This window comes from Pleomorphomonas oryzae DSM 16300 (assembly GCF_000422965.1).
GTDB lineage: Bacteria > Pseudomonadota > Alphaproteobacteria > Rhizobiales > Pleomorphomonadaceae > Pleomorphomonas > Pleomorphomonas oryzae.
The window spans coordinates 73,531-95,457 of record NZ_AUHB01000013.1 but is presented as its reverse complement, the minus strand read 5'-3'; the positions used below and the strand labels follow the sequence as shown (position 1 = coordinate 95,457).

Annotated in this window: 19 protein-coding genes and 1 tRNA gene; 7 read left to right on the top strand and 13 right to left on the bottom strand. The window is 64.1% G+C overall.

The window, feature by feature from the left end:
* The first annotated feature begins 123 nt into the window (after positions 1–123).
* Genes G522_RS0119775 through G522_RS0119765 form a run of 3 tightly spaced genes read left to right on the top strand, consistent with a single transcriptional unit; the run spans position 124 to position 3,469 of the window.
* Positions 124–1,467: an NAD(P)/FAD-dependent oxidoreductase gene (locus tag G522_RS0119775; protein WP_026792527.1), complete on the top strand. Its 1,344-nt coding sequence runs from the start codon at positions 124–126 to the stop codon at positions 1,465–1,467.
* Positions 1,464–2,240 carry a DUF1365 domain-containing protein gene (locus G522_RS27790; RefSeq protein ID WP_051228885.1) on the top strand — a complete coding sequence of 259 codons (777 nt, stop codon included), beginning with the start codon at positions 1,464–1,466 and terminating at the stop codon, positions 2,238–2,240. Before G522_RS0119775 ends, G522_RS27790 begins: the two co-directional genes overlap by 4 nt.
* Positions 2,237–3,469, top strand: a complete 1,233-nt coding sequence (locus G522_RS0119765; RefSeq protein WP_084633300.1) for a class I SAM-dependent methyltransferase — start codon at positions 2,237–2,239, stop codon at positions 3,467–3,469. Before G522_RS27790 ends, G522_RS0119765 begins: the two co-directional genes overlap by 4 nt.
* A 21-nt stretch (positions 3,470–3,490) precedes the next feature.
* Here G522_RS0119765 and G522_RS0119760 read toward each other — a convergent pair whose 3' ends face one another.
* Together G522_RS0119760 and G522_RS0119755 are read right to left on the bottom strand one after the other, a co-directional pair.
* Positions 3,491–4,267 (bottom strand): class I SAM-dependent methyltransferase, encoded by a 777-nt coding sequence (locus G522_RS0119760; protein WP_026792525.1) that lies wholly within the window; start codon positions 4,265–4,267, stop codon positions 3,491–3,493.
* Between the two features lie 97 nt (positions 4,268–4,364).
* Positions 4,365–4,441 (bottom strand) — tRNA-Met (locus G522_RS0119755).
* A gap of 185 nt (positions 4,442–4,626) precedes the next feature.
* Between G522_RS0119755 and G522_RS0119750 the strand changes: the two genes are divergently transcribed.
* Entirely contained in the window at positions 4,627–5,832 is a 1,206-nt protein-coding gene (locus G522_RS0119750) for a lytic murein transglycosylase (protein ID WP_026792524.1), read from the top strand.
* Positions 5,833–5,997: 165 nt separating this feature from the next.
* Here G522_RS0119750 and G522_RS0119745 read toward each other — a convergent pair whose 3' ends face one another.
* The 6 genes from G522_RS0119745 to G522_RS27785 form a co-directional block, all read right to left on the bottom strand.
* Positions 5,998–6,501: an Hsp20/alpha crystallin family protein gene (locus tag G522_RS0119745; protein WP_026792523.1), complete on the bottom strand. Its 504-nt coding sequence runs from the start codon at positions 6,499–6,501 to the stop codon at positions 5,998–6,000.
* Positions 6,502–6,666: 165 nt separating this feature from the next.
* Complete coding sequence (locus tag G522_RS0119740) at positions 6,667–7,137, bottom strand: RidA family protein (protein WP_026792522.1); 471 nt, start codon at positions 7,135–7,137, stop codon at positions 6,667–6,669.
* Between the two features lie 223 nt (positions 7,138–7,360).
* The gene (locus G522_RS0119735) at positions 7,361–8,761 is read right to left on the bottom strand and encodes an amino acid permease (protein ID WP_026792521.1); all 1,401 of its coding nucleotides are present in this window, start codon (positions 8,759–8,761) and stop codon (positions 7,361–7,363) included.
* Between the two features lie 168 nt (positions 8,762–8,929).
* Positions 8,930–10,309 carry a tyrosine phenol-lyase gene (locus G522_RS0119730; protein ID WP_026792520.1) on the bottom strand — a complete coding sequence of 460 codons (1,380 nt, stop codon included), beginning with the start codon at positions 10,307–10,309 and terminating at the stop codon, positions 8,930–8,932.
* Positions 10,310–10,429: 120 nt separating this feature from the next.
* The gene (locus tag G522_RS0119725; protein ID WP_026792519.1) at positions 10,430–11,119 is read right to left on the bottom strand and encodes a Crp/Fnr family transcriptional regulator; all 690 of its coding nucleotides are present in this window, start codon (positions 11,117–11,119) and stop codon (positions 10,430–10,432) included.
* 427 nt (positions 11,120–11,546) lie between these two features.
* Positions 11,547–12,812: a multidrug effflux MFS transporter gene (locus G522_RS27785; RefSeq protein WP_036840132.1), complete on the bottom strand. Its 1,266-nt coding sequence runs from the start codon at positions 12,810–12,812 to the stop codon at positions 11,547–11,549.
* 236 nt (positions 12,813–13,048) lie between these two features.
* Here G522_RS27785 and G522_RS0119715 point away from each other — a divergent pair, with 236 nt between their 5' ends.
* Positions 13,049–13,294, top strand: coding sequence for a type II toxin-antitoxin system prevent-host-death family antitoxin (locus tag G522_RS0119715; RefSeq protein ID WP_026792518.1), 246 nt, complete (start codon positions 13,049–13,051; stop codon positions 13,292–13,294).
* Positions 13,295–13,297: 3 nt separating this feature from the next.
* The gene (locus tag G522_RS0119710) at positions 13,298–13,729 is read left to right on the top strand and encodes a hypothetical protein (protein ID WP_026792517.1); all 432 of its coding nucleotides are present in this window, start codon (positions 13,298–13,300) and stop codon (positions 13,727–13,729) included.
* Between the two features lie 13 nt (positions 13,730–13,742).
* On the opposite strand, the gene G522_RS29220 is transcribed toward G522_RS0119710, so the two are convergent.
* The 4 genes from G522_RS29220 to flhA all read right to left on the bottom strand — a co-directional run bounded on the left by G522_RS29220 (position 13,743) and on the right by flhA (position 19,079).
* A complete protein-coding gene (locus tag G522_RS29220) occupies positions 13,743–14,879 on the bottom strand; it encodes an extensin-like domain-containing protein (protein WP_084633299.1) in 1,137 nt (378 codons plus the stop codon).
* A 76-nt stretch (positions 14,880–14,955) separates the two neighbouring features.
* Entirely contained in the window at positions 14,956–15,420 is a 465-nt protein-coding gene (locus G522_RS0119700) for a hypothetical protein (protein ID WP_156886993.1), read from the bottom strand.
* A gap of 315 nt (positions 15,421–15,735) precedes the next feature.
* A complete protein-coding gene (locus G522_RS0119695; protein WP_026792515.1) occupies positions 15,736–16,626 on the bottom strand; it encodes a metal ABC transporter substrate-binding protein in 891 nt (296 codons plus the stop codon).
* Positions 16,627–16,934: 308 nt separating this feature from the next.
* Positions 16,935–19,079, bottom strand: a complete 2,145-nt coding sequence (gene flhA / locus G522_RS0119690) for a flagellar biosynthesis protein FlhA (RefSeq protein ID WP_026792514.1) — start codon at positions 19,077–19,079, stop codon at positions 16,935–16,937.
* Positions 19,080–19,762: 683 nt separating this feature from the next.
* On the opposite strand from flhA, the gene rsgA reads away from it, so the two are divergent.
* Entirely contained in the window at positions 19,763–20,836 is a 1,074-nt protein-coding gene (gene rsgA, locus G522_RS0119685; RefSeq protein WP_026792513.1) for a ribosome small subunit-dependent GTPase A, read from the top strand.
* A gap of 44 nt (positions 20,837–20,880) precedes the next feature.
* On the opposite strand, the gene G522_RS27775 is transcribed toward rsgA, so the two are convergent.
* Entirely contained in the window at positions 20,881–21,471 is a 591-nt protein-coding gene (locus tag G522_RS27775; protein WP_156886992.1) for a hypothetical protein, read from the bottom strand.
* Positions 21,472–21,927: the final 456 nt, after the last annotated feature.

The window sequence follows — 21,927 nt, the reverse complement described above, 5'->3', positions numbered from 1 at the left end:
CGGATCACTCAACGGGGCGCTGGCGTGGCCTCACGATCAAATTCGTTACCGCACCGGTGATCCTGCGCAATGGGCCCAACGTAGAATGGTTTGTCGAGTTATTTCAGGGCCAGTGGAGTTCACATGAGCGAAAGCAAGCGGTCCTCCGGAAAACGGCTAGACATCGCCGTGATCGGGTCGGGCATTTCGGGTCTGTCGGCTGCCTGGCTGCTCGCCGAACGCCACAACGTCACGCTCTATGAGATCGACCGGCGGCTCGGCGGCCACAGCAATACCGTGCTGGCTCCGACCGATGGTGCCTCCATTCCCGTCGATACCGGCTTCATCGTCTACAATGACGCCACCTATCCCAACCTAATCGCCCTGTTCGCCCATCTCGGCGTCGCCACCGAGCCGACCGACATGTCGTTTGCCGTGTCGATCGATGGCGGCCGTCTCGAATATGCCGGCTCCGACTTCGCCGGCCTGATCGCCCAGCCGTCCAACATGCTGCGGCCGCGCTTCTATTCCATGATCATCGACCTCCTGCGCTTCTACCGGCAGGCGCCGCGCGATCTCGGCCGGCTCGACGGCATGACGCTGGCCGCCTATCTCGACGCCAACCGCTATGGCCGCGCCTTCCGTGAGGATCATCTCTATCCGATGGCGGCGGCCATCTGGTCGACGCCGGCCGCCGAGGTCGGTGCCTACCCGGCCGAGGCCTTCATCCGCTTCTGCGACAACCATGGACTGTTGAGGCTGCGCAACCGGCCGCAGTGGCGGACGGTGAAAGGCGGCAGCCGCGCCTATGTCGTACGCCTCTCCGAACCGCTTGCCGGACGCATCCTGATCGGCCGCGACGTCAATATCATCGAGCGGTCGGCGGCTGGCGTGGTGATCGAAGACGGTGCCAGCCGGCGCCGCTTCGACAAGGTGCTGCTCGCCTGCCATGCCGATCAGGCGCTCAAGGTGATCAGGACGCCGACCGAGGCGGAGCGGCGCGTGCTGGGCGCCTTCCGCTACAGCCGCAACCACACCGTCCTGCATGCCGACGAGCGCTTGATGCCGCGGCGACGGGCGGCCTGGGCGGCTTGGAACTACATTGCCACCAGCGACCACTCGGCCGGCCCGTCGGTGACCTACTGGATGAATCGGCTGCAGCACATCGACCCCTCGGTGCCGCTGTTCGTGACGCTCAACCCGCTGATCGAACCGCGCGCGGAAAGCGTCTATCGCACCTTCACCTACGAGCACCCACTGTTCGATCAGGCGGCGATCGAGGCCCAGAAACAGCTCTGGTCCCTGCAGGGCGGTGGCAACACCTGGTTCGCCGGCGCCTATTTCGGGGCCGGCTTCCACGAGGATGGCCTGCAGGCCGGCCTTGCCGCCGCCGAGGCGATGGGCGGCGTGCGACGGCCATGGTCGGTGGAGAACGAGTCCGGCCGTATCCACATCGGTCCCGGGACTTGGCAAGAGGCTGCGGAATGACGCACGCCCTCTATCTCGGCGATGTGCTGCACCGGCGTCTGCGCCCGGCCGTCCACAACCTCAAATACGGCGTCTACATGCTGCATGCCGATCTCGATCGGCTGGACGAGCTTCAGCACGCGAGCCGCCTGCTGTCGGTCAACGGCTGGAATGTCCTGTCCTTTCACGAGGCCGACCACGGGCCGGCCGGGGAGGGCAGGCTTGCTGCGCGCATCCGGCGGCTTGCCGAGGCGCGGGGGCTTGCCTGGGACGGGTCCGAGGTGGCGCTGATCGCCATGCCACGCCTTCTCGGTTTCGTGTTCAATCCGCTCAGCGTCTATTTCTGCCGCAACGCCGACGGCCGTCTCGCGTCGATCGTCTACGAGGTACGCAACACCTTCGGCGGCATGCATCATTACGCCGAGGATGTCGCGCCCGAGACGGCCGGCACCATCCATCAGGCGGCGGAGAAGGCGTTCTACGTCTCGCCCTTCCTGCCGATGGAGATGCGCTACCGCTTCCACGTCAAGCCACCGGCCGAACGCTTTACCATCGCCATCGAGGATCACGATGGCGACGGCCTGATGCTGACCGCGTCGATGTCGCTGACGCGTCAGCCGCTGAACGACCGCGCCATCGCTCGCCTGCTCGTCCGCTTCCCGCTGATGACGCTGAAGGTGGTGGCTGGCATCCATTGGGAGGCGCTGAAGCTGTGGCGCAAGCGCATCCCCTTCCATTCTCGCCCCGGTGGCGGCCCCAAGGGGTTCAATCCAACGGAAAGGTCATCCGGATGACGTCAGTGTCGACCTCCATGATCCTGCCCTCGATCGTCGGCTTGGCATTGCCGACCCGGCTGCGCGTCGCCTTCGTCAGGCGTCTTCTGACCCACGTTCACCGTGGGCGCCTTACCGTGCTGTTGCCCGACGGCACGCAACTGGCTGCCGGCGGCGATCTGCCCGGTGTTGTAGCCGAGCTCCACATTCAGCGCTGGCGGGCCATCAGCCGGCTGCTGACCGGCGGCGACGTCGGCTTCGCCGAGTCCTATGTCGATGGTGATTGGGATACGCCCGATCTCGTCGCCTTCGTCACGCTGTGTGCCGACAATCTCGATACGCTGGTGACCGCGGCCGAGGCATCCATGCCGATCCGCCTGGCGCGGCGCCTGTTCATGCTGATGCGCCGCAACTCCAAGAGCGGCAGCCGGCGCAACATCATGGCCCATTACGACCTCGGCAACGCCTTCTATGCCGAATGGCTCGACCGGCAGATGGTCTATTCCTCGGCGCTTTATGAGGAGGGCGACGATCTCGAAGCCGCCCAGAAGCGCAAGTTTCAACGCATCGTCGACATGCTCCACCTCGACGGCGGCCCATCGGTGCTGGAGATCGGTTGCGGCTGGGGCGGGCTCGCCGCCTATCTCGTCGAAGCCGGCGCCCGCTCGGTGGACGGCATCACGCTGTCGCCGGCCCAGCTCGCCATCGGCCAGGACATGGTGCGCGAGCGCGGCCTTGCGGAGCGGGTGGCGCTGGAACTGCGCGACTATCGCGACGTCGAGGGGCGCTACGACCGCATCGTGTCGATCGAGATGTTCGAGGCGGTGGGCGAGGCCTATTGGCGCGGCTATTTCGACAAGCTGCGGGATGCGCTGAAGCCGGGCGGCCGGGCGGTGGTGCAGGTGATCACCATCGCTGACGATCGCTTCGAGCATTATCGCGCCCATCCCGACATGATCCAGACCATGGTATTCCCCGGTGGCATGCTGCCGAGCAAGGCGATGTTCGCCAAGGTGGCCGCCGAGGCCGGCTTTGCCCTGCGCGACAGCCTCGACTTCGGCCTCTCCTACGCCAAGACGCTGGCCGACTGGCGGCAGCGCTTCGAGGCAGCCTGGCCACGCATCGCCGACCTCGGCTATTCCGCCGCCTTCAAGCGCCTGTGGACCTACTACCTCGCCTATTGCGAGGCGGGCTTCCGCACCGGCCGCATCAACGTCAGCCTTTACGCGCTGGAACCGGTGCAGAGTTAAGGGCGGGACTCCCCATCTGGATCAACCCTGTCGCTGCGACACCAACAGGTAGAGCGAGCCGAGGTAGGTGGGCTGGTGGCGCAGCGCGCCGTATTTGGCGTCCCAGGCGCCGGATTTGAGGTCGGCGGCGAGCTGGGCGACGGCGGCGTTTGCCTCGTCGGGGGTGATGAAGCTCCAGGCCGAGCAGGAGAGGCGGGCCGCCGGTTCGAGCAGCCTTTCCGGCCGGCCGTAATAGGCTTCGTTGAAACCATCATGGCAATCGAAGGGGACGGGCACGGCGATGCGCTCGATCGGCGTGCCGAGGCCGTCGGCCACCTTGTCGAAGGAGGGATAGCGGCGCGCTTCGGTGGCCAGCACCTTCGGGGCATAATCGTTCAGCCAGAAGGCTTCGACTTCATTGGGGTCGCAGGTGAGGATCACCACCGGGCCGCGCGTCACGCGGCGCACTTCCTTGAGGCCGGCGGCAAGGTCGGCCCACTGGTGAATGGTGAAGCTCGCCATGGCCGCGTCGAAACTGTCGTCGGCAAACGGCAGGTGCTCGGCGGTGGCGTCGATGGCTGGCGCCAGGTGCGCCGGACGTTGCGCCCGCATCGAGGCAGAGGGTTCGACTGGGGTGACCTCGCGATCTCTAGGCTCGTAGGAGCCGGCGCCGGCCCCGACGTTGAGCACGGTTTTCGCCGGGCCAAGCGCGTCGGCGATCATGGCGGCGATACGCGGATCCGGTTGGCGATAGGCGCTATAGGATTGTCCGATCCGGCCGTAATCGGCATCGCCGGCACTACCGTCCTGATGTCGCATCGTATCCTCCTCGTCGCATCGATCCCGTTATGGATGGGGAATGTGACAGATGAAACGCGAAGGTTGCAAGACGATGAGGAATTGGGATGATGAGAAGTGGTAGCAGCGGGCGGAATCGAACCGCCGACCTACGGGTTATGAGTCCGTCGCTCTAACCAACTGAGCTACACTGCCACGACCCACCGGCTGGCCGGCGGAAAGTGCGCCGATATAAGGGCGGGGGCGGGGGGCTGTCAAGCGCCATTGCCCCCGTAATGACCCTTTGCCGGCGAGGCTTGACGGGGCGCCAAAACTGCACGCCGACGGCGGCTTGCCGGCCGGCCATTGACCCCCGGCCGCAAGGGGGATTCCATCCGGTGATGAAACGAATCGCACTTTTCTTCGCCAGCGCCCTGGCGCTCGCCCCCCATGGCGCCTCGGCGGCCGACGCCGGCTTTTCCCGCTGGTTTGAAAGCAAGGTCTGGCCGGCTGCTCAGGCCTCCGGCGTGACGCGCGCCACCTTCGAGGCGGCGGTGACCGGCCTGGAGCCCGATCTCTCCTTGCCAGATCTCAAGCCGACCGGCGGCGGCAACGCCTTCCAGGCCGAGTTCCAGAGCCCGGCCTCCTATCTCGCCGACGGCAAGCTCGACGGTCTGGCGGCCGGCGCCCGCAAGCGGCTTGCCGCCAACCGGGCGGTGCTCGACCGGACGGCGCGGGCAACCGGCGTGCCTGCCGGCATCGTGCTCGCCGTCTGGGGCAAGGAATCGGCCTTCGGCGCCGCCAGGATCGAGAAGGATGCCGTCCGTACGCTGGCAACACAGGCCTATATGGGCTCGCGGCGCGACGAGTTCTTCCCCGAACTGGTGGCGGCGCTGGTCATCCTGCAGCAGGAGCATATTACGCGCGCTGCGATGAAGAGCTCCTGGGCCGGCGCACTCGGCCAGCCGCAGTTCATGCCGACCAAGTTTCTCACTGACGCCGTGGACGGCGATGGCGACGGCCGCCGCGACATCTGGAACTCGACGCCCGATGTGCTCGCCTCGATCGGCCATTTCCTGAAATCGCGCGGCTGGAAGGCTGGCGTGCCCTGGGGCGTCGAGGTGAAACTGCCGGCCGCAGTGCCGTGCAGCCTGGAAGGGCCGGATCAGGGGCAATCGCTGTCGGCCTGGGTGAAGGCCGGGGTGACGCGCGCCGATGGCCGGCCGCTCGCCAGCGCCGATGTCGGGCCCTTGGGGCATCTTCTGATGCCGGCCGGGCGGATGGGGCCGGCCTTCCTGGTGTCGGACAATTTCTATGTGCTGAAGGCCTATAACGAATCCGACGTCTACGCACTGACCATCGGCATGGTCGGCGACCGGTTGACCGGGGCGCAGACGATCCGGGGTGACTGGGGCAAGGTGAGTGGCTTCACGCGCAGCGACGTCAGGGCGGTGCAGAAGCGGCTAGAGGGCATGGGGCACGATGTCGGCACCACCGATGGCCTGGTCGGCTTCCGTACCCGTGTTGCCATCGGCCGCTGGCAGGCCAAGAATGGCCTTCCCGTCACCTGCTATCCCGATAAGGCAGTGATCGCCGCTCTCAGATAGAGATCAAAAGGGGCGCCGAAGCGCCCCCTGTCTTGCTGATCAGAGCACCCGCCGATCAGGTTGAATCAACCTGATCGAAAAGCGGCTGCTCCAGCAAATAACCTAGAGCCTTCGCTGGACGACCAAATGTTTCAATTTGGTCGGCGAAGGCTCTAGTGGATCTGTTCAATGCAGAGCTGACGGGCGGATATCGATCCGCTTGGTCGTCTTGGGTTGCTCCGGCGAACGTGGCACCGTCACCTTCAGCACGCCCTTGTCGAACTCAGCCGTGATCTTGTCGCGGTCAGGCGTGAACGGCAGGGTGAACGAGCGCATGTAGGTACCGCTCGACCGCTCGGTCAGGCGATAGTGGCGCTTGTCGTCCTTCTCCTCATGGTCAACCTTATGCTCGGCCTTGAGGGTAAGCACGTCGTCGTCGACTTCCAGGTCGATTTCCTTGGGATCGATGCCGGGTAGTTCGGCGGTCATCTCCAGGCCGATATCGGTTTCAGCGATGTCGACGCGCGGGCTCAGGAAGTGCTCATCGGAGGCAAGCGTCGGCAGCCCCCATCCACGGGTGAAACTGTCGAACAACTGGTCCATCTCGCGGCGCAGCGACAGGAACGGATCCTCGTGCGAGCGGGAGGGAGCCGAACCGCGCCCGAAGGGCATCAGGGATTTCTTGTCCATGGCTAACTCCTTTGTCTCGCGGAGTGCCCCAGGACGAAACGAACGCCTCATCGGCGTCCGCTTGGGGACCCCGTAACGTGGCTTCTCATATATGGGAAGCGGGAGTTGCCGGTTGAAGGCCCGGAAGGCGGTTATCGCTTTCATTCTCTCGTCGGTTCGTCGCCGTCACGGTAGCAGGGCGAACTCCACGATGGCATCGACTTCGACGCCGACGCCGAAGGGCAGCGACGGACAGGCGACGGCCGAGCGTGCGTGCCGCCCGGCATCGCCGAAGATCTCGACGAACAGGTCGGACGCGCCGTTGATCACCTTGGGCTGGTCGACGAAGGAGGCGGTACTGTTGACGAAGCCGCCGAGGCGGACGATGCGTCGCACCCGCGAGAGATCGCCGAGCGCCGCTTTGATCTGGGCTACCAGGTTGATGGCGCACAGCCTTGCGCCGGCATAGCCATCCTCGATGGTGAGCGTGTCGCCCAGCTTGCCGACGCAGGCGAAGCGACCCTCGTGGGCGGGCAGCTGGCCCGAGAGATAGAGGTGATGGCCGCTGACGACATAGGGCAGGTAGTTGGCCGCCGGCAGCGTCGCTTCGGGCAGCACGATATTCAGGGCGGCAAGGCGCCGCTCGATGTCGGTCATAACAGGTTCTCCCGGAAATCGGTTGGAGGGGACGCCGCCGGATATCGGGGACCGCTGACATCCGGCGGCTTGAGAGCCTGACCCGAAACTCTACTGGGGCGGACATCTAGCTTCGATTTCTGCGCTTCCGGTGCTCACGAACTCCAAAGTTCGCTCCGCTCCGGTTCTCGAAATCATCGCCATCTGCCTCGCCCCAGCGAGTTTCGAGTCAGGCTCTGAGGGCTCAGGCCGGCACCTTGCCCTCGGCGCTGAGGCCGACGCGGCTGTTGCGAGCGCCGTAGACGAAGTAGATGACCAGACCGACGAGGGTCCAGACGATGAACCGGATCCAGGTTTCGGTGGCGAGGCCCGACATGATGTAGAGGCTCGACAGAACCGCCAGCGCGGCGACGACCGTGACAGCCGGGCAGCGGAACGGCCGCTTCATGTTCGGACGTGTCTTGCGCAGGACTACCACGCAGACCGAGGCCACGATGAAGGCGAACAGCGTGCCGACGTTGCACATCTCGGCGACGAGCCCGATCGGTGTGAAGCCGGCGATGAGGGCGACGGTGATGCCCACGATCATGGTGATGATGTGCGGCGAGCCGTACTTCGGATGCAATTTGCACAGGCTGGCCGGGATCAGTCCGTCGCGCGACATCGCGAAGAAGGCGCGGGTCTGGGCGTAGATCATCAGCAGGCAGACGGTGGTCAGCCCGGCGATGGCACCGGTGCCGAGGACGGCCGAGCCGAAGTTGTAGCCGAGCTTGCGCAGGGCATAGGTGACCGGCTCCGGCGTGTTGAGCTCGGCGTAGGGCACGACGCCGGTGAGGACGCCCGACACGGAGATGTAGAGGACCGTACAGACGACGAGCGACAGGATGATGCCGAGCGGCATGTCGCGCTGCGGGTTCTTGGTTTCTTCGGCCGCTGTCGCGAGCGAGTCGACGCCAAGGTAGGCGAAGAAGATGATCGATGCGCCTGCGGAGATGCCGGCAAAACCGTAGGGAAGGAAGGGGGTCCAGTTGGTTGCGTCGACCTTCGGGCCGGCGAGCAGGAGGAAAATGAAGATGGCCGCGAGCTTGATGCCGACGAGCCAGCGGTTGACGGTCGCGCTTTCCTTGACGCCACGTACCAGAAGGAAGGTGATGAACAGGATGATCAGGACGGCCGGCAGATTGATGATGCCGCCATCATACGGAACCGACGTTATCGCCGTCGGCAGTTCAATCCCCGCCGACTTGAGGATGCCGACGAAATAGGCCGACCAGCCGCCGGCAACGGCGCTGGCGCCAACCGAGTATTCGAGCACCAGATTCCAGCCGACCAGCCAGGCCAGGAGTTCGCCGCCCCCGACATAGGTGTAGGTGTAGGCGCTGCCGGCGGCCGGGATCGCGGAGGCGAGCTCCGAGTAGGCGAGGCAGACGAATACGCAGGCGAGCGAGGCAACGGCATAGGATATCATGATGCCCGGGCCGGCATATTTCGCGGCCGCGATGCCGGTCATCACGAAGATGCCGGCGCCGACGATGACGCCGATGCCCATCAGTGTGATATCGAGCGCGGTGAGCGCGCGCTTCAGCGAATGACCACTGTCCTGTTCCTTCAGGAAATCTGGATCCTTGGTGCGGAAAATGTTCATGGTTCCTCCCGATGGCGCGGCACGGCTCGTCCTCTTCGAACCATGCAGCGCTCCCCTTGGTTGTCGGCGATAGGCACGTCCTTCTACGGCCCGCGACGAGACGCGCGGGCTATCCTGGAATTGCGATGAGAAAATGCCCGGAGGAGAGACCCCCTCCGGGCGCGTTGATCAGGCCAGCGGCTTGAAGCGTGCGGTGAAGAAGCGCAACAGCTTGGGCTCGTAGATCATCTCCAGGCCCTTGATGGTTTCGCGCCGCTTGTAGAGCGACACGGCCGCCGCGGCGACCACGTCGAGATGCGAGTAGGTATAGACGCGCCGCGGAATGGTGAGGCGCACCAGTTCGAGCTTGGGGTGGTAGTTCTGGCCGGTCTTCTTGTCGCGGCCGGCGGAGACGATGCCGCGCTCCATCGAGCGGACGCCGCTCTCGAGATACAGTTCGGCGGCGAGCGCCTGGGCCGGGAACTGGTCCTGCGGGATATGCGACAGGAAGGCGCGGGCATCGAGGAATACCGCGTGGCCGCCGGTCGGCTTGACGACCGGAACGCCGCCCTCTTTCAGCTTCTCGGCGAGGTATTCGCACTGGCTGACGCGGTGGTGGATGTAGTTGTAGTCCACCGACTCCATGATACCGCGCGCCATCGCCTCCATGTCGCGGCCGGCCAGGCCGCCGTAGCTCGGCATGCCCTCGAACAGCACCACCAGCTCACAGGCCTTCTGGTAGAGGTCGTCGTCGTTCATGCAGAGGAAGCCGCCGATGTTGACCAGGCAGTCCTTCTTGCCGCTCATGGTGCAGCCGTCGGCGTAGCTCATCATTTCCTTCAGGATGGCGGCGATGGTGGTGTCGGCGTATTCCTTCTCGCGCGTCTTGATGAAGTAGGCGTTCTCGACGCAGCGGGTGGCGTCGAACATCACCTTGATGCCGTTCTTGGAGCAGAGCTCATGGACGGCGCGCATGTTGGCCATGCTGACCGGCTGTCCACCGGCGAGATTGACGGTGACGGCGAGGCAGACATAGGGGATCTTGTCGGCGCCGACCTCATCGATCAGGCGGCTGAGCTTGGCAATGTCGATATTGCCCTTGAACGGCAGCTCAGCTTGGGAATCGTGGGCCTCGTCGATGATGATGTCGACGAAGTTGGCGCCATTGCGCTCCTGATGGGCGCGCGTCGTGGTGAAGTACATGTTGCCGGGAACGTAGTCGCCCGGCTTGATGCAGATCGACGACAGCAGGTTCTCGGCGCCGCGGCCCTGGTGGGTCGGCACGACATGCTTGAAGCCGTAGTATTCGCGCACGACCTCCTGCAGGTGAATGAAGTTGCGGCTGCCGGCATAGGCTTCGTCGCCCAGCATCATGCCGGCCCATTGGTTGTCGCTCATCGCCGAGGTGCCGCTGTCGGTCAGAAGATCGATGTAGCACTGGTCCGAGCGCAGCAGGAAGGTGTTGTAGCCGGCCTCGGCCATGAAGCGCTGGCGCTCGGACCGGGTGGTGACGGCGATCGGCTCGACGACCTTGATCTTGTAGGGTTCGGCAACATAGGTCCTGTCCATGGACGTTACTCCTCTTTCATGCTGATGGTCAGCGGGTCTCAGGAATTCGGGCGCAGAAGTGCCCGGCCCGGGCCGCGGCGGTCCGGGGGAAGACGTGTTCGGCTGTCGGTCAGATGCCGATCAGATGTCCGAGTTGATGAAGGCGGCGATGGCCTCGATGTCGGCGACGACCAGGTCGTGGCCGCGTTCCTCCAGCAGCCCTCGTCGCTTGAGGTCGCCGATGGCGTTGGAAACGGTGACCCGGTGCAGGCCGAGCAGATCGGCGATCACGCTGTGCGACAGCGAGATCTGGCGCGAATTGCGCGACAGGCAGAGGCCGTAGAAGAACCGGCAGATCCGTCGGTAGGCGCTGAGGAAGGTGCTTTCCTCGACCTGCGTCGACATGATGTAGCTCTTGGTGGCGAGGTTGGTCAGCAGCGCCTCGCCAAGGTCCGGGTGGTCGACCAGCAGCCGATCGACGACGTTGCTGCGCGAGAACTCGTAGGCGACGCAGTCCTCGACCGCGTCGATGTAGTGGGTGTTCTTCTGTCCGGCGAACAGGGCCGCCTCGCCGAGAATGCTGCCGGGACCCATGAACCAGAGGGTGCGCTGCACCCCTTCGGTGCTGGTGGCCGACACCTTGATGACGCCCTCGCGGATCAGAAAGATGCTGGTCACGTCATCGCCGGGGCGCTGAATGCAGCTCTTGCCCTTCCAGAGCACCTTGCGCCCGAGTGGCAAGGCCTTCTCCCACATTTCCTGGTTCTGAAATTCCAGCCAGGGCACGATGGGTGGGGCAGGTGGGTTGGCGGGTCCCGCGGCTTTGGTCATTTGGGGTCCGGCTGGGTGAATTGGTTCGGATGCGTTAATGCCTGTTTACTGCCCGAGCCCGAGCGTTTCAGTAGTGGACGCTACAGCTTTGCTGCTTTTGCTACCAAGGTCGGGTGGGGAGAGGCGCGTATGGTGCGAACACGTAATACCAGTTCGCGAAGATGCTGACGCATCCGCTCATTGCCAAGACGCAACTCCGGACGCAAAACCGGTTCCCACTTTTGCTGGAGTTGCTCATTGAGATCATTGCCGATTTCTCATTTGCATCAATGGCATGAGAAATCGGCAAGCGGAATACCAAAAGTCATTTTCAATGCATCTTGGTATAAGGCGGCCACGGGCTGGATAAAACGAAACATCCCGGTGAAGGCAGCTTCACCGGGATGTTCATGTTTCTCAAGGACCAGACTTCGGCTTGGGCTCGCCGTTATTCGGCGATCGCCGGTATGGCGCCGCCCTCGTGTGTCGGCTGAAGCAACCGGCCGCGCTCGGTCCAGGTGACGATGCCGAGCGTCAGGGCGGACAGGCTGAAGAAGCCGGCCGACAGCGGCGCCACCGTGCCATCGAAGGCCTGGCCGATCAGCGCGCCGCCGACGGTGCCGAGCAGCGTGGTGAAGGCGCCGATCAGCGAGGAGGCGGTGCCGGCCACTTCGCCGAGGGGATCGAGGGCGAGCGCGTTGTAGTTGGAAATGGCGATGAAGAAGAAGAACTGCATCGCCACCATCAGCGCCATGAACAGCCAGAGCGGCGGCAGGCCGTTCCAGAGATGGGCGGTGATGAAGAAGACGGCCGTCAGCGCCACGTGGATCATATGGCTGCCGTGCGACAGGCGGTGCATGCCCCAGGTGCGCACCAGACGGCTGTTGACGAAGGCGGCGACACCGCCGGTGATCGCCACCGAGGCGAAAGCCGCCGGGAACAGCACGCCGAGGTGATAGCCGTCCGAGCCGAGGATCTGCTCGGCCGAGCCGATGAAGCCCATCAGCATGGCGAACAGCAGGCCGATGGCCAGCGAATAGCCGACCGCCGCCCGGTTGGTGAAGCAGATGAGCGCCGCGTCGAGGATCGACCGCACCGACAGGGGGCGGCGGAACTCGGGATGCAGCGTCTCCGGCATGCGGATGTAGAACCACAGTCCCACGGCAACGGCGAGCGCGGCCATGGTGGCGAAAATCGTCCGCCAGCCGGCGAGCGCCAAGAGCAGCGTGCCGAAGGTGGGCGCCAGCACCGGCACCACCATGAACACCATCATGGTGAAGCTCAGGACGCGGGCCATCTCGCGGCCGTCATAGCGGTCGCGGATGATGGATATGGCGATGACACGCAAGGCCGCGGCGCCAATGCCCTGCAGCACGCGGGCGATCAACAGATGGTCGAAGCTGGTGGCCACGGCCGAGACGATGGCGCCGGCGATCAGGATGACGAGGCCGCCAATCACCAGGGGGCGGCGTCCCCAGACATCGGACAGCGGCCCGTAGATGACCTGGGCGATGCCGAAACCGATCATGTAGGCATAGACGACGAGCTGCAGCTCGTTGGCTTCGACAATGCCGAAGCTCGAGCCAATGGCCGGCAGCGCCGGCAGCATGGTGTCGATGGCAAGCGCCGTCAGGCCCATCAGGGCGGCGATGAGAGCGACGGTCTCGGCAAAGCCGGGACCTCTGCGAGCCGGCAAGCCGGTCGTGAAAGTCATGATGAAACCTAATTGCTGGAAGCAGGGCCCGGAGAATGCCGGGACGCGCAAATCATTGCGGCCTGCCTGGACAAATCTTGTAGCGGTTCAGAGACTTTTTTTCTAGCCCGATGAGCCAAGGTCAGCAAAATGTGATCGGGGAAATGCGTAGGGCGAGGGGCTGCCTTTTGCAGGTCGTACTTGCCCAAGAAGCCTGAAATCCGTATGTTACAGAAGATACGGAAAAGGAGGTGACGATGTCCAATTCGGCTTCGGCATCAGAGGTTCAGAGAAATTTCGGCGCCTATCATGATCAAGCTTTGAGCGAGCCCGTTAGGGTAACGAAATATGGCCGGGAAACGGTGTATATTGTCTCGGCTAAAACCTATCATGAAATGAAGCGCGCACAGCGTGAGGCGCTCGCGTCGGCCGATCTCACAGACGAAGAGTTGGCGTTGATCGAAGCGGCTGAGATTCCCGCCGAACATCGCTACGAAGAATGAACCATGGCCCTTCCAGAACCTGCGCCGGGCCTCGTCATTTCCTACTCTTATCTATGGCACGAACAGCATGTTGCCGGCGCGGAAGAGGGGCGTAAAGCGAGGCCCTGCGCAATTGTGGTTGCCACTCGGGATGAGGATGGCGACACGAAGGTCTACGTCTCGCCGATAACTCACTCGAAACCGGACGATCCGCTCGCCGTCGAACTGCCGCTTTCAGTCAAACGACGGCTCGGGCTAGACGATGCTCCGTCCTGGATCGTTACCAGCGAGCTCAATCGCTTCGTTTGGCCTGGTTACGACTTGAGGCCGATTGCGAGGGGGCAGCCGGAGGTCTTCGCCTGGGGCTTTCTGCCGGTTGGCATTTTCGAGGCACTGAAGCAAGGGATCGCGGCCCATCGAAAGCAACAGCGATTGCGCCTTACGCCGAGAGAATAACGCTTCCTGGCCCTCAATCGTCCGAATAAGGGCCTGGAACCGAGCCGGTGATGTCGCCCTGCGAATAGCCCTGGGCGGGCTGGGCGCCGACGCTCCAGCCGATGTTGCCGGTGCCTGTGGGCGGCGGAACGTAATTGCCCTGGCCGACGGGGGTGCAGATATAGCCGGCCGGGCAGCCGGGCGGCTGGGGCGCGTCGGCATATGTGGGCTGCTGTGCCGGATAGGCTGGTTGCGGCGCGGCCGGGTAGGGCTGCTGTGCCGGGTAAGCGGGCTGGGCCGCCTGATAGACCGGCTGGCCGCTGCCGACCGGGGCGGGCGGCAGCGGCGCGTCGAAGGCCGGGTTGCCGTTGGCATAGACGGGCTCGGCGGGCGCCTGCTGCGCGGCGGCCGGCCAGACGGGACTCGCCGGCATGTTGCTGGCCATCGGCATGTTCGGATCGGGCGTGAACATCGGCGCGGTGCGCGGCGGCACCTCCGGGTGCGGCTTGCAATAGCGGTAGGTGCCGGCGTTGTTGTGGCGGGCGAGATCGAGGTGCAGGTGGTTGTCGTGCTGGCGATCGGCGCCGGGGCCGAGCACGGTGGTGAAGGTGCCGCAGGCGCCGCGCGCCACTTCGCGCAGGAAGGCGCGGTCGGTGGCATTGCCGTACCAGCCTTCTTTCACCGTCACGGTATAGCCGTTGGACAGCACGATGCCGGCGAAATCGAAGGCGTTGGCGAAGGCGTGCTCGGACAGGCGAGCGCCGGAGATGTTGTTGCGCGACCGGCAGTTATAGGTGCCGAAATTCTTGATCTCGACCACCGGCAGGCCATAGCGGGCGAGCGCCGCCGGCATGACGCTTTGCGCCACCCAGCGTTCGAGCGCCGCCGTCATCGGGCAGGAGAGCACCAGTGAGCGCGAGCCGAGGCTGACGGTGCCGTCTTCGAGGGCTTTCACTTTCAAGGGACGGTCGATGCCGCAGATGCCCTTGCCCTCGATGGCATTGGCCGGCTGGATCAGCGGTGACAGCTTGACGAGGTTGCGGGCGTAGCAGGCGGCTTCCGCCTGGGCGCGCCAGGGTTCGCGCTCCTCCGACTCGAAGAAGCCGCAGCCCGCCAGTGCGGCGGACAGCACGAGAGAGATCAGACCGGACGCGATACGAGAGGGTCTCATACCCTCAAATTAAACCTGAGGCCTTAAGGCGTGGTTTACGTTAACCGGGTGGCATCCTGGGGCGAATACGGGGGTGTCATCGTTGGACCGGGCCGAGAACGCGTGGCCAGGCGGGATCGATCCGGCTGCCGCCGGCCTTGGCGGCCTCAAGCGTGCGGGCCGATCCGACGAGCGCGCCGCGCGCCTCGGTGACGAGCCGTTCCATCAGGCGGTCGGCGGCCTTTGCCCCCAGCAGCGCAACTGCCTTGGTCCGCAGAGTCTGCTCTTCGCTCGCGCAGTGGATGAGCGCGAGGTCGGCGATGGCCGCCGCGTCGCCGGCCTGTCCGGTCTGAACCGCGCTGCCGATCTGGTTGACGGTGCAAATCGTCCAGGCCCGCCTGGGAATATCCAGTTCGGCGGCGATCTTCTGGACGCGGGCGGCGTCGGCCGAATAAGCGGGCGAGGGCGCCGAGACGCCGCCACAGGCGACGACGATCGCCACCAGGCAACCGGCCAACGTCGATCGGCGAACGCGGTGGTTACTGGCTTCGGAGCATGTCATCACCGGCGGGGGCTCTGGTCGGAAAGGGCGACGAAGCCCGCCGCTTGGATCGTCTTGCATCCTAGTGGTTCGACTCCGACATTTGTAGCCGCCTGATACGAGCCTCGGAGCAAATGTCGGAGTCATCAGAACCACTAGCAAGTTATTGGTTCTAATGAAGCTTTTGAATTTGACATTTGAGCCGGCGCTTTATGTCAAGTGGGACTCAAATGTCAAATTCGCTCCACTAGCTGAAGCATGACGATCCAGTCTTCATGGCTGCATCGGATTTTCCTAAAACCGGATTCCACTTTTCGGTCCGATGCCCCCTACATGCTACATGTTCATGCCGGCGACCAGCAGGTCGACGTTGTGTTTGAACATGGCGAGATAGGTCGAAGCCGGACCGTCCGGGGGCGACAGCGCTTCGACGAACAGCTCGCCGCCCGGCTGGGCGCCGGTGGCGTCGGCGATCTGACGCACGAGACGCGGGTCGTTGGAATTTTCGAAGAAGTAGACCTTCACCTGCTCCTTCTTGATCTGGTCGATCAGCTTGGCGACGTCGCCGGCCGCGGCTTCCGCCTCGGTCGAGAAGCCGACGGGCGACAGGAACTCGACGCTGTATTCGCGGCCGAAATAGCCGAGCGCGTCGTGGCTGGTCAGCACCTTGCGCCGCTCCTTGGGAATGGCCGAAATGGCTTTCTTGGTATAGGCGTCGAGGTCGGCGACCTCTTTGGCATAGTGCTCGGCGTTGGCGCGGAAGGTCGCACTGTCCTCCGGATCGGCCTTGGCGAGCGCCTTGTCGATATTGCCGATCCAGATGCCGACATTGGCGGCCGAGTTCCAGACGTGCGGATCGGTGACGGTCTTGCCGTCGTCCTCCATCTTGTGGGTCGAGATGCCTTCTGAAGCGACGACCGGTTTGCCCTTGTAGCCCGAAGCCTCGACGAGGCGGCCGATCCAGCCCTCGAAGCCGAGCCCGCTGATGAAGACGAGGTCGGCATCGGACAGGTTTTTGGCGTCGGCCGGCGTCGGTTCGAACACGTGCGGGTCGCCGCCGGTCGGAACCAGGCTGACAACATTGACCTTGTCGCCGCCGACATTCTTCACCACGTCGGCGAGAACGCCGAAGCTTGCCACGACGTTGAGCGTCTTGGCGTCGGCAAGGCTCGCCGCGCCGAGGAGCGCCGACGCGGCAAGGAGGCCGCCGAAAATCTGTTTGATCATGCGATAGTCCTTCTGGGTTCACCCCGTGCCCAGTCAAAACGTTATGTTATAACATAACATATAGCAAGCGGGCCTTGATAGGCTTTGTCCATCTGCGCCCAAGCGTTGCCAATCGGGGCTCGAACGGTCTTGCGATTGAAAGGGGCTGGCGTCTCGCCGACGCACCGAGATGTTCAGGAGAGAACAGGTTCGAGAGAGGTGAAAGCTCCCCTTTCACGCCCCCGGCAAGAGTCCTGCAACTGTTCGGGCGGATAGCCTGCCTCGCGCATCCGCTGATCCGAAAAGTCTTACAGCTTTTCGGGCGGATGCTAGATCGAGCTGATGGTCTTCAGGCGGACCTTGGGGTGCACCTCGGCTTGGCTCATCACCGTGGTGTGGGCGCGGAAGCGTTCGACGATGGAGCGGACGAAGGGGCGGTTCATCGGGCTGGTCATCAGCACCGGCAGTTCGCCCTTCTTGGCGGCTTCCTCGAACTGGTCGCGCACGGCGCCGACGAATTCCTGCAACTTGCTGGGCGCCATGGCGAGGCGTCGATCGTCGCCCTCGCCAACGATGCTTTCGATGAAGTTTTGCTCCCAGGCCGACGACAGGCTGATCAGCGGCAGGTAGCCGCCGGGCGCCATGTTGGCGGAGCAGATCTGGCGGGCGAGGCGGGCGCGCACGTGCTCGGCGATGGTCTGCGTCGCATGCGAGATCGACAGGCCCTCGGCGATGCCTTCCAGGATGGTGCCGAGGTCACGGATCGACACCCGCTCGGCGAGCAGCAGTTGCAGGATGCGCTGGATGCCGGAGACGGTGATCTGGGTCGGCACGATTTCGTCGATCAGTTTGGCCTGATCGGACGGCACCTCGGCCAAGAGCTTCTTGACGTCGGCGTAGGACAGGAGCTCGGAGACGTTGGTCTTCAGCGTTTCCGACAGATGCGTCGAGAGAACGGTGGCCGGGTCGACCACGGTATAGCCGCGGATCGCCGCCTCCTCGCGCAGGCGCCCGTCCACCCAGGTGGCCGGCAGGCCGAAGGTGGGCTCGGTGGTCTGGGTGCCGGGGATGGTCACCTTGCCGCCCATCGGGTCCATGACCATGTACTGGCCGGGGAACAGCGTCCCTTTGCCGGCGTCTACTTCCTTGATCTTGATGACATATTCGTTGGCGGCGAGTTGCACGTTATCCAGGAGGCGCACTGGCGGCATGATGTAGCCGAGGTCGGAGGCAATCTGCCGGCGCAGCGCCTTGATCTGGTCGGACAGCTTCTCGCCGCCGCCCTTGCCATTGTCGTTGATCAGCGGCAACAGGCCGTAGCCCAGCTCGACGCGCAGGTCGTCCATCTTGAGGGCGGTGGCGATCGGCTCCTCGGCCGGCGGCGGCGGCGGCGCCTCGGCTTCCGCCTTGGCGGCGACGGCGGCGACGCGGCGCTTGAGGTTTTCGCGCTTGGCCCAGAGGGCGAGGCCACCGGCACCGGCGCCCAAGGCGGCGAACGGCAGGAAGGGCAGGCCGGGCAGCAGCGACAACAGGCCCATCACGGTGCCGGACAGGCCGAGGGCGGCCGGATAGCCGGTGAGCTGGCCGGAGAGCGCCTTGTCGGCGGCGCCGGAGACGCCCGCCTTGGACACCAGAAGGCCGGCGGCGGTGGAGACGATCAGCGCCGGGATCTGGCTGACCAGGCCGTCGCCGACCGAGAGGACGGTGTAGGAGTGGCCGGCTTCCGACAGCGTGATGCCCATCTGCATCGTGCCGATGATAATGCCGCCGATGACATTGATGAAGGTGATCAGCAGGCCGGCGATGGCGTCGCCTCGCACGAACTTCGAGGCGCCGTCCATGGCGCCGAAGAAGGCGCTTTCCGCTTCCAGGTCCTTGCGCCGCTTCCGCGCCTCGTCCTCCTTGATCAGGCCCGACGACAGGTCGGCGTCGATGGCCATCTGCTTGCCGGGCATGGCGTCGAGGTTGAAGCGGGCGGCCACTTCGGCGATGCGGCCCGAACCCTTGGTGATGACGATGAAATTGACGATGACCAGAATGCCGAAAACGATGATGCCGATGACGAAGTTGCCGCCCATCACGAAGCCGCCGAAGGCTTCGATAACGTGGCCGGCCGCGTCGGTTCCCTCGTGACCATGGCTGAGAATGAGACGCGTCGACGCCAGGTTGAGCGACAGGCGCAGCATCGTCGAGATCAGCAGGATGGTCGGGAAGGCGGTGAATTCCAGCGGCGTCTGGATGAACAGCGCCGTCATCATGATCAGCACCGAGAAGATGATCGACACCGCCAGCATGAAGTCAAGCAGCATCGCCGGCATCGGCAGGATCAGGATGACCATGATCAGCATGATGCCGACGGCCAGGCCGATATCGCCGCGCAAGAGATTGGTGCGCAGGTCGGCGCCGGTCGGCACGCTGAGGCCGAAAGGAATCCTGGACGGTGCGGTCTCGGGGGCTGAAGTGAGGTCGCTCAAGTCGTTCGTTTCCAGGGTTGCCGGTCGCGCGACGCACACTGCGCCACCCGGCAGAATTTGCCGAGTTCATGGTTAACGGGTGGTTAACGGAGCGGATTTGCCTGTGGACGCACTCATAAATCGCCGGTGTAGCCGGCGCTTAGCAGCAGGAACAAGGCGATCGGGTACACCCAGGGAAATACCAATACGGCGTATCGCTTCTTGCTAGATGCGTAACAGGTCGCAGCACCTCCAAGGAATAGGAAGGGTATGACCAGGCAAGCTAGAACAATCGGGGTGCCAATGTTAATATTATATAATATATATGAAATATACATTGAAGCCAATGCCATTAATAAATAAACTATAGTCAAGGCATGGCGCATCTTTTATCTCTATAATTTGGTTTATAAGTGCGAGTTTGTTTTTTGGTTGGTGGGTGCTGGATAATTCACTTTACATATCAGAGTTTTCAGTTCTCGGCGACTCCTTGTTGACAGACTATTCTACAGTTTATATTTTCCTCAAGCATCGCAGGAGGCTTTATGTCCCGCTAAGGCGGGGAGGACAGGGTTCCTCCCCCTCGCAAGTCCGATCCACCCATCGCCTGACAATATCTCGGGCGCGTGGAGGCTTGCGCGTTTCCATGTGTTATCATTTCGCGCCGGGGTTTTGCCCACGGCCACATTGGAAAGCCTACCGCAATGGCACGGGACTATTCCCGCTTTCTGCCGTCCCCTCCGGGCGGTTCCGGACCCCACATACCGACCGGCCTCGAAGGGCTCGGCTGGCAAAGCTTCTTCGCCCAACAGGTGAGCGTCGACGATCTCGCCCGCACGCCGCCGGTGCGCGTCACCAACATCGAGCGCAGCGGTCTCCGCGTCGAGGGCGATGGCTTTGTGGCGTCGCTGCCGCCGCGCGCCGAGACGGCGATCGGCGACTGGCTGCTCTATGACGCGACGGCTCCCGGCGCCAGCCGGCTGCTCGAGCGCAAGAGCCTGTTCCGCCGACGGGCGGCCGGCACCGGCCGCGGCGTGCAACTGATCGCCGCCAACGTCGACACCGTCTTCGTCGTCACCTCCTGCAACCGCGACTTCAACGTGGCGCGGCTCGAGCGCTATGTCGCGGAATCCTACGAGGCCGGCGTCGAGCCGGTGATCGTCATCACCAAGGCCGACCTGACCGAGGACCCCGGCGAATTCGTTGCCGCCGTGGCGGCGGTGGCGGCGCCGGCCGTCGTTCTCGACGCGCTTGGTCCCGAACCGAAAGAGAAGCTCGCCCCTTGGTGCAAGCCGGGCCGCACCGTCGCCTTCCTCGGCTCGTCCGGCGTCGGCAAGTCGACGCTGGTCAACGCGCTGTCCGGCAGGGCGACGGCGGCGACCGGCGGCATTCGCGAGGATGACTCCCGGGGGCGGCACACCACCACCAGCCGGAATCTCTACGTGCTGCCGGAGGGCTATGCCGTGCTCGACACCCCGGGCATGCGCGAACTCCAGCTTGCCGACGCGCCGGAGGGCATCGCCGAGGTGTTCTCCGACCTTGCCGATCTCGCGGCGAACTGCCGGTTCAGCGATTGTCGCCATGAGAGCGAGCCCGGCTGCGCCGTGCGGGCGGCCATTGCCAACGGCGAGGTCGACGAGGCGCGATTGCACCGCTGGCAGAAGCTTCAGCGCGAGGAAGCCTTCAACTCGGCGAGCCTTGCCGAGCGGCGCCAGCGCGACCGGGGATTCGGCAGGATGGTGCGCTCGATCCTGAAGGATAAGCCTGCGAAACGGTGAGAAATCCGTCCGCTCCGGCCGGAAAGGCCGGGGCGGCGGTCCGTTCAGGCGGTGGTTTCCTTGCGCCATCCCGTCATCAGATGGGCAGCCCCGGCGCCGACGAGGACGACGAAAGCCAGGTAGAGGCCGGAATAGGGCGCCGTCAGCCAGGCGTAGGCCGTTATCGGGATCATCAGCAGCGCGCCGGCCGTTCGCAGAAGAAGCGGCACGAGCATGCCGATGTTGCGCGGCTCGCCGCGCCCGAGCAGAAAGCGCGCGACGGGTCGAAGCAGCAGCCAGAACGACGTCCACCACACCAGTGCGAAACCGGTGGTCGCCCATGACGCCATGATGCCGGCAAGTTCGAACCTGACGGCTTCGCCAAGGGTTGCCGGTCTCAGGGCAAAGCCGAAATCGACCGTCATGTCCTCCGGAAAGGCCCGCGGCTCACCGTTCTGCTCGATGAGGCCGCCGTCGCGCCAGTCGCTCTCCACCGGTTGAAAGATGGTGCGGGTGAGGTCGTCATAGGCAAGGCAGGTGCGCTGGCGATCGGCGCCCTCGCAGATGATGCGAAGGGAGGACGAAACCGGCGAGGCGGCGAGCAAGCGTCCGTCGCCACTGACGACGATCGCCCTCACCGGATCGGAAAAAACCACGCCGTCGCCCTGCAGAAGCTTGAGCGTGACTGGACCATGCGACCCAGTGGGGAGCGGTTCGGATTGAAGAAAATGGAGGACGTTCGCCGCGGCCGGTCCGCAAACGATGCCGGCAAGGGCGATCGATAGAATCACCGAAGAAGACGTTCTCGTAAAAATGCCGGTCGCCCCCACAACCATACGATTTGATTGCAGAATAACACGAAGCTTCCATTCGGGCCAGTGCTTGTTCCGGTTGTAATAGTCTGATTTATTCTTGCTATTTGGAACGTTTGTTTTGCATGGCGGTGGGGATGAATGAACTGGTTTTCGGCGGCTACGATCGATGACAATTGTTTGATCGATGCAATGCCCGCACCGTGGCTACACTGGGGAGGCTGCTCTCGATGGGCTGATTATTGTCCGTAAAGCAGGAACCGGTTGTTCACGAGACGGTACGATACTCAAGAAGCTGGA

Coding starts and splice junctions, on each gene's coding strand:
- G522_RS0119775 (WP_026792527.1), top strand. CDS start 124: ATGAGCGAAAGCAAGCGGTCCTCCGGAAAACGGCTAGACATCGCCGTG.
- G522_RS27790 (WP_051228885.1), top strand. CDS start 1,464: ATGACGCACGCCCTCTATCTCGGCGATGTGCTGCACCGGCGTCTGCGC.
- G522_RS0119765 (WP_084633300.1), top strand. CDS start 2,237: ATGACGTCAGTGTCGACCTCCATGATCCTGCCCTCGATCGTCGGCTTG.
- G522_RS0119760 (WP_026792525.1), bottom strand. CDS start 4,267: ATGCGACATCAGGACGGTAGTGCCGGCGATGCCGATTACGGCCGGATC.
- G522_RS0119750 (WP_026792524.1), top strand. CDS start 4,627: ATGAAACGAATCGCACTTTTCTTCGCCAGCGCCCTGGCGCTCGCCCCC.
- G522_RS0119745 (WP_026792523.1), bottom strand. CDS start 6,501: ATGGACAAGAAATCCCTGATGCCCTTCGGGCGCGGTTCGGCTCCCTCC.
- G522_RS0119740 (WP_026792522.1), bottom strand. CDS start 7,137: ATGACCGACATCGAGCGGCGCCTTGCCGCCCTGAATATCGTGCTGCCC.
- G522_RS0119735 (WP_026792521.1), bottom strand. CDS start 8,761: ATGAACATTTTCCGCACCAAGGATCCAGATTTCCTGAAGGAACAGGAC.
- G522_RS0119730 (WP_026792520.1), bottom strand. CDS start 10,309: ATGGACAGGACCTATGTTGCCGAACCCTACAAGATCAAGGTCGTCGAG.
- G522_RS0119725 (WP_026792519.1), bottom strand. CDS start 11,119: ATGACCAAAGCCGCGGGACCCGCCAACCCACCTGCCCCACCCATCGTG.
- G522_RS27785 (WP_036840132.1), bottom strand. CDS start 12,812: ATGACTTTCACGACCGGCTTGCCGGCTCGCAGAGGTCCCGGCTTTGCC.
- G522_RS0119715 (WP_026792518.1), top strand. CDS start 13,049: ATGTCCAATTCGGCTTCGGCATCAGAGGTTCAGAGAAATTTCGGCGCC.
- G522_RS0119710 (WP_026792517.1), top strand. CDS start 13,298: ATGGCCCTTCCAGAACCTGCGCCGGGCCTCGTCATTTCCTACTCTTAT.
- G522_RS29220 (WP_084633299.1), bottom strand. CDS start 14,879: ATGAGACCCTCTCGTATCGCGTCCGGTCTGATCTCTCTCGTGCTGTCC.
- G522_RS0119700 (WP_156886993.1), bottom strand. CDS start 15,420: ATGACATGCTCCGAAGCCAGTAACCACCGCGTTCGCCGATCGACGTTG.
- G522_RS0119695 (WP_026792515.1), bottom strand. CDS start 16,626: ATGATCAAACAGATTTTCGGCGGCCTCCTTGCCGCGTCGGCGCTCCTC.
- rsgA (WP_026792513.1), top strand. CDS start 19,763: ATGGCACGGGACTATTCCCGCTTTCTGCCGTCCCCTCCGGGCGGTTCC.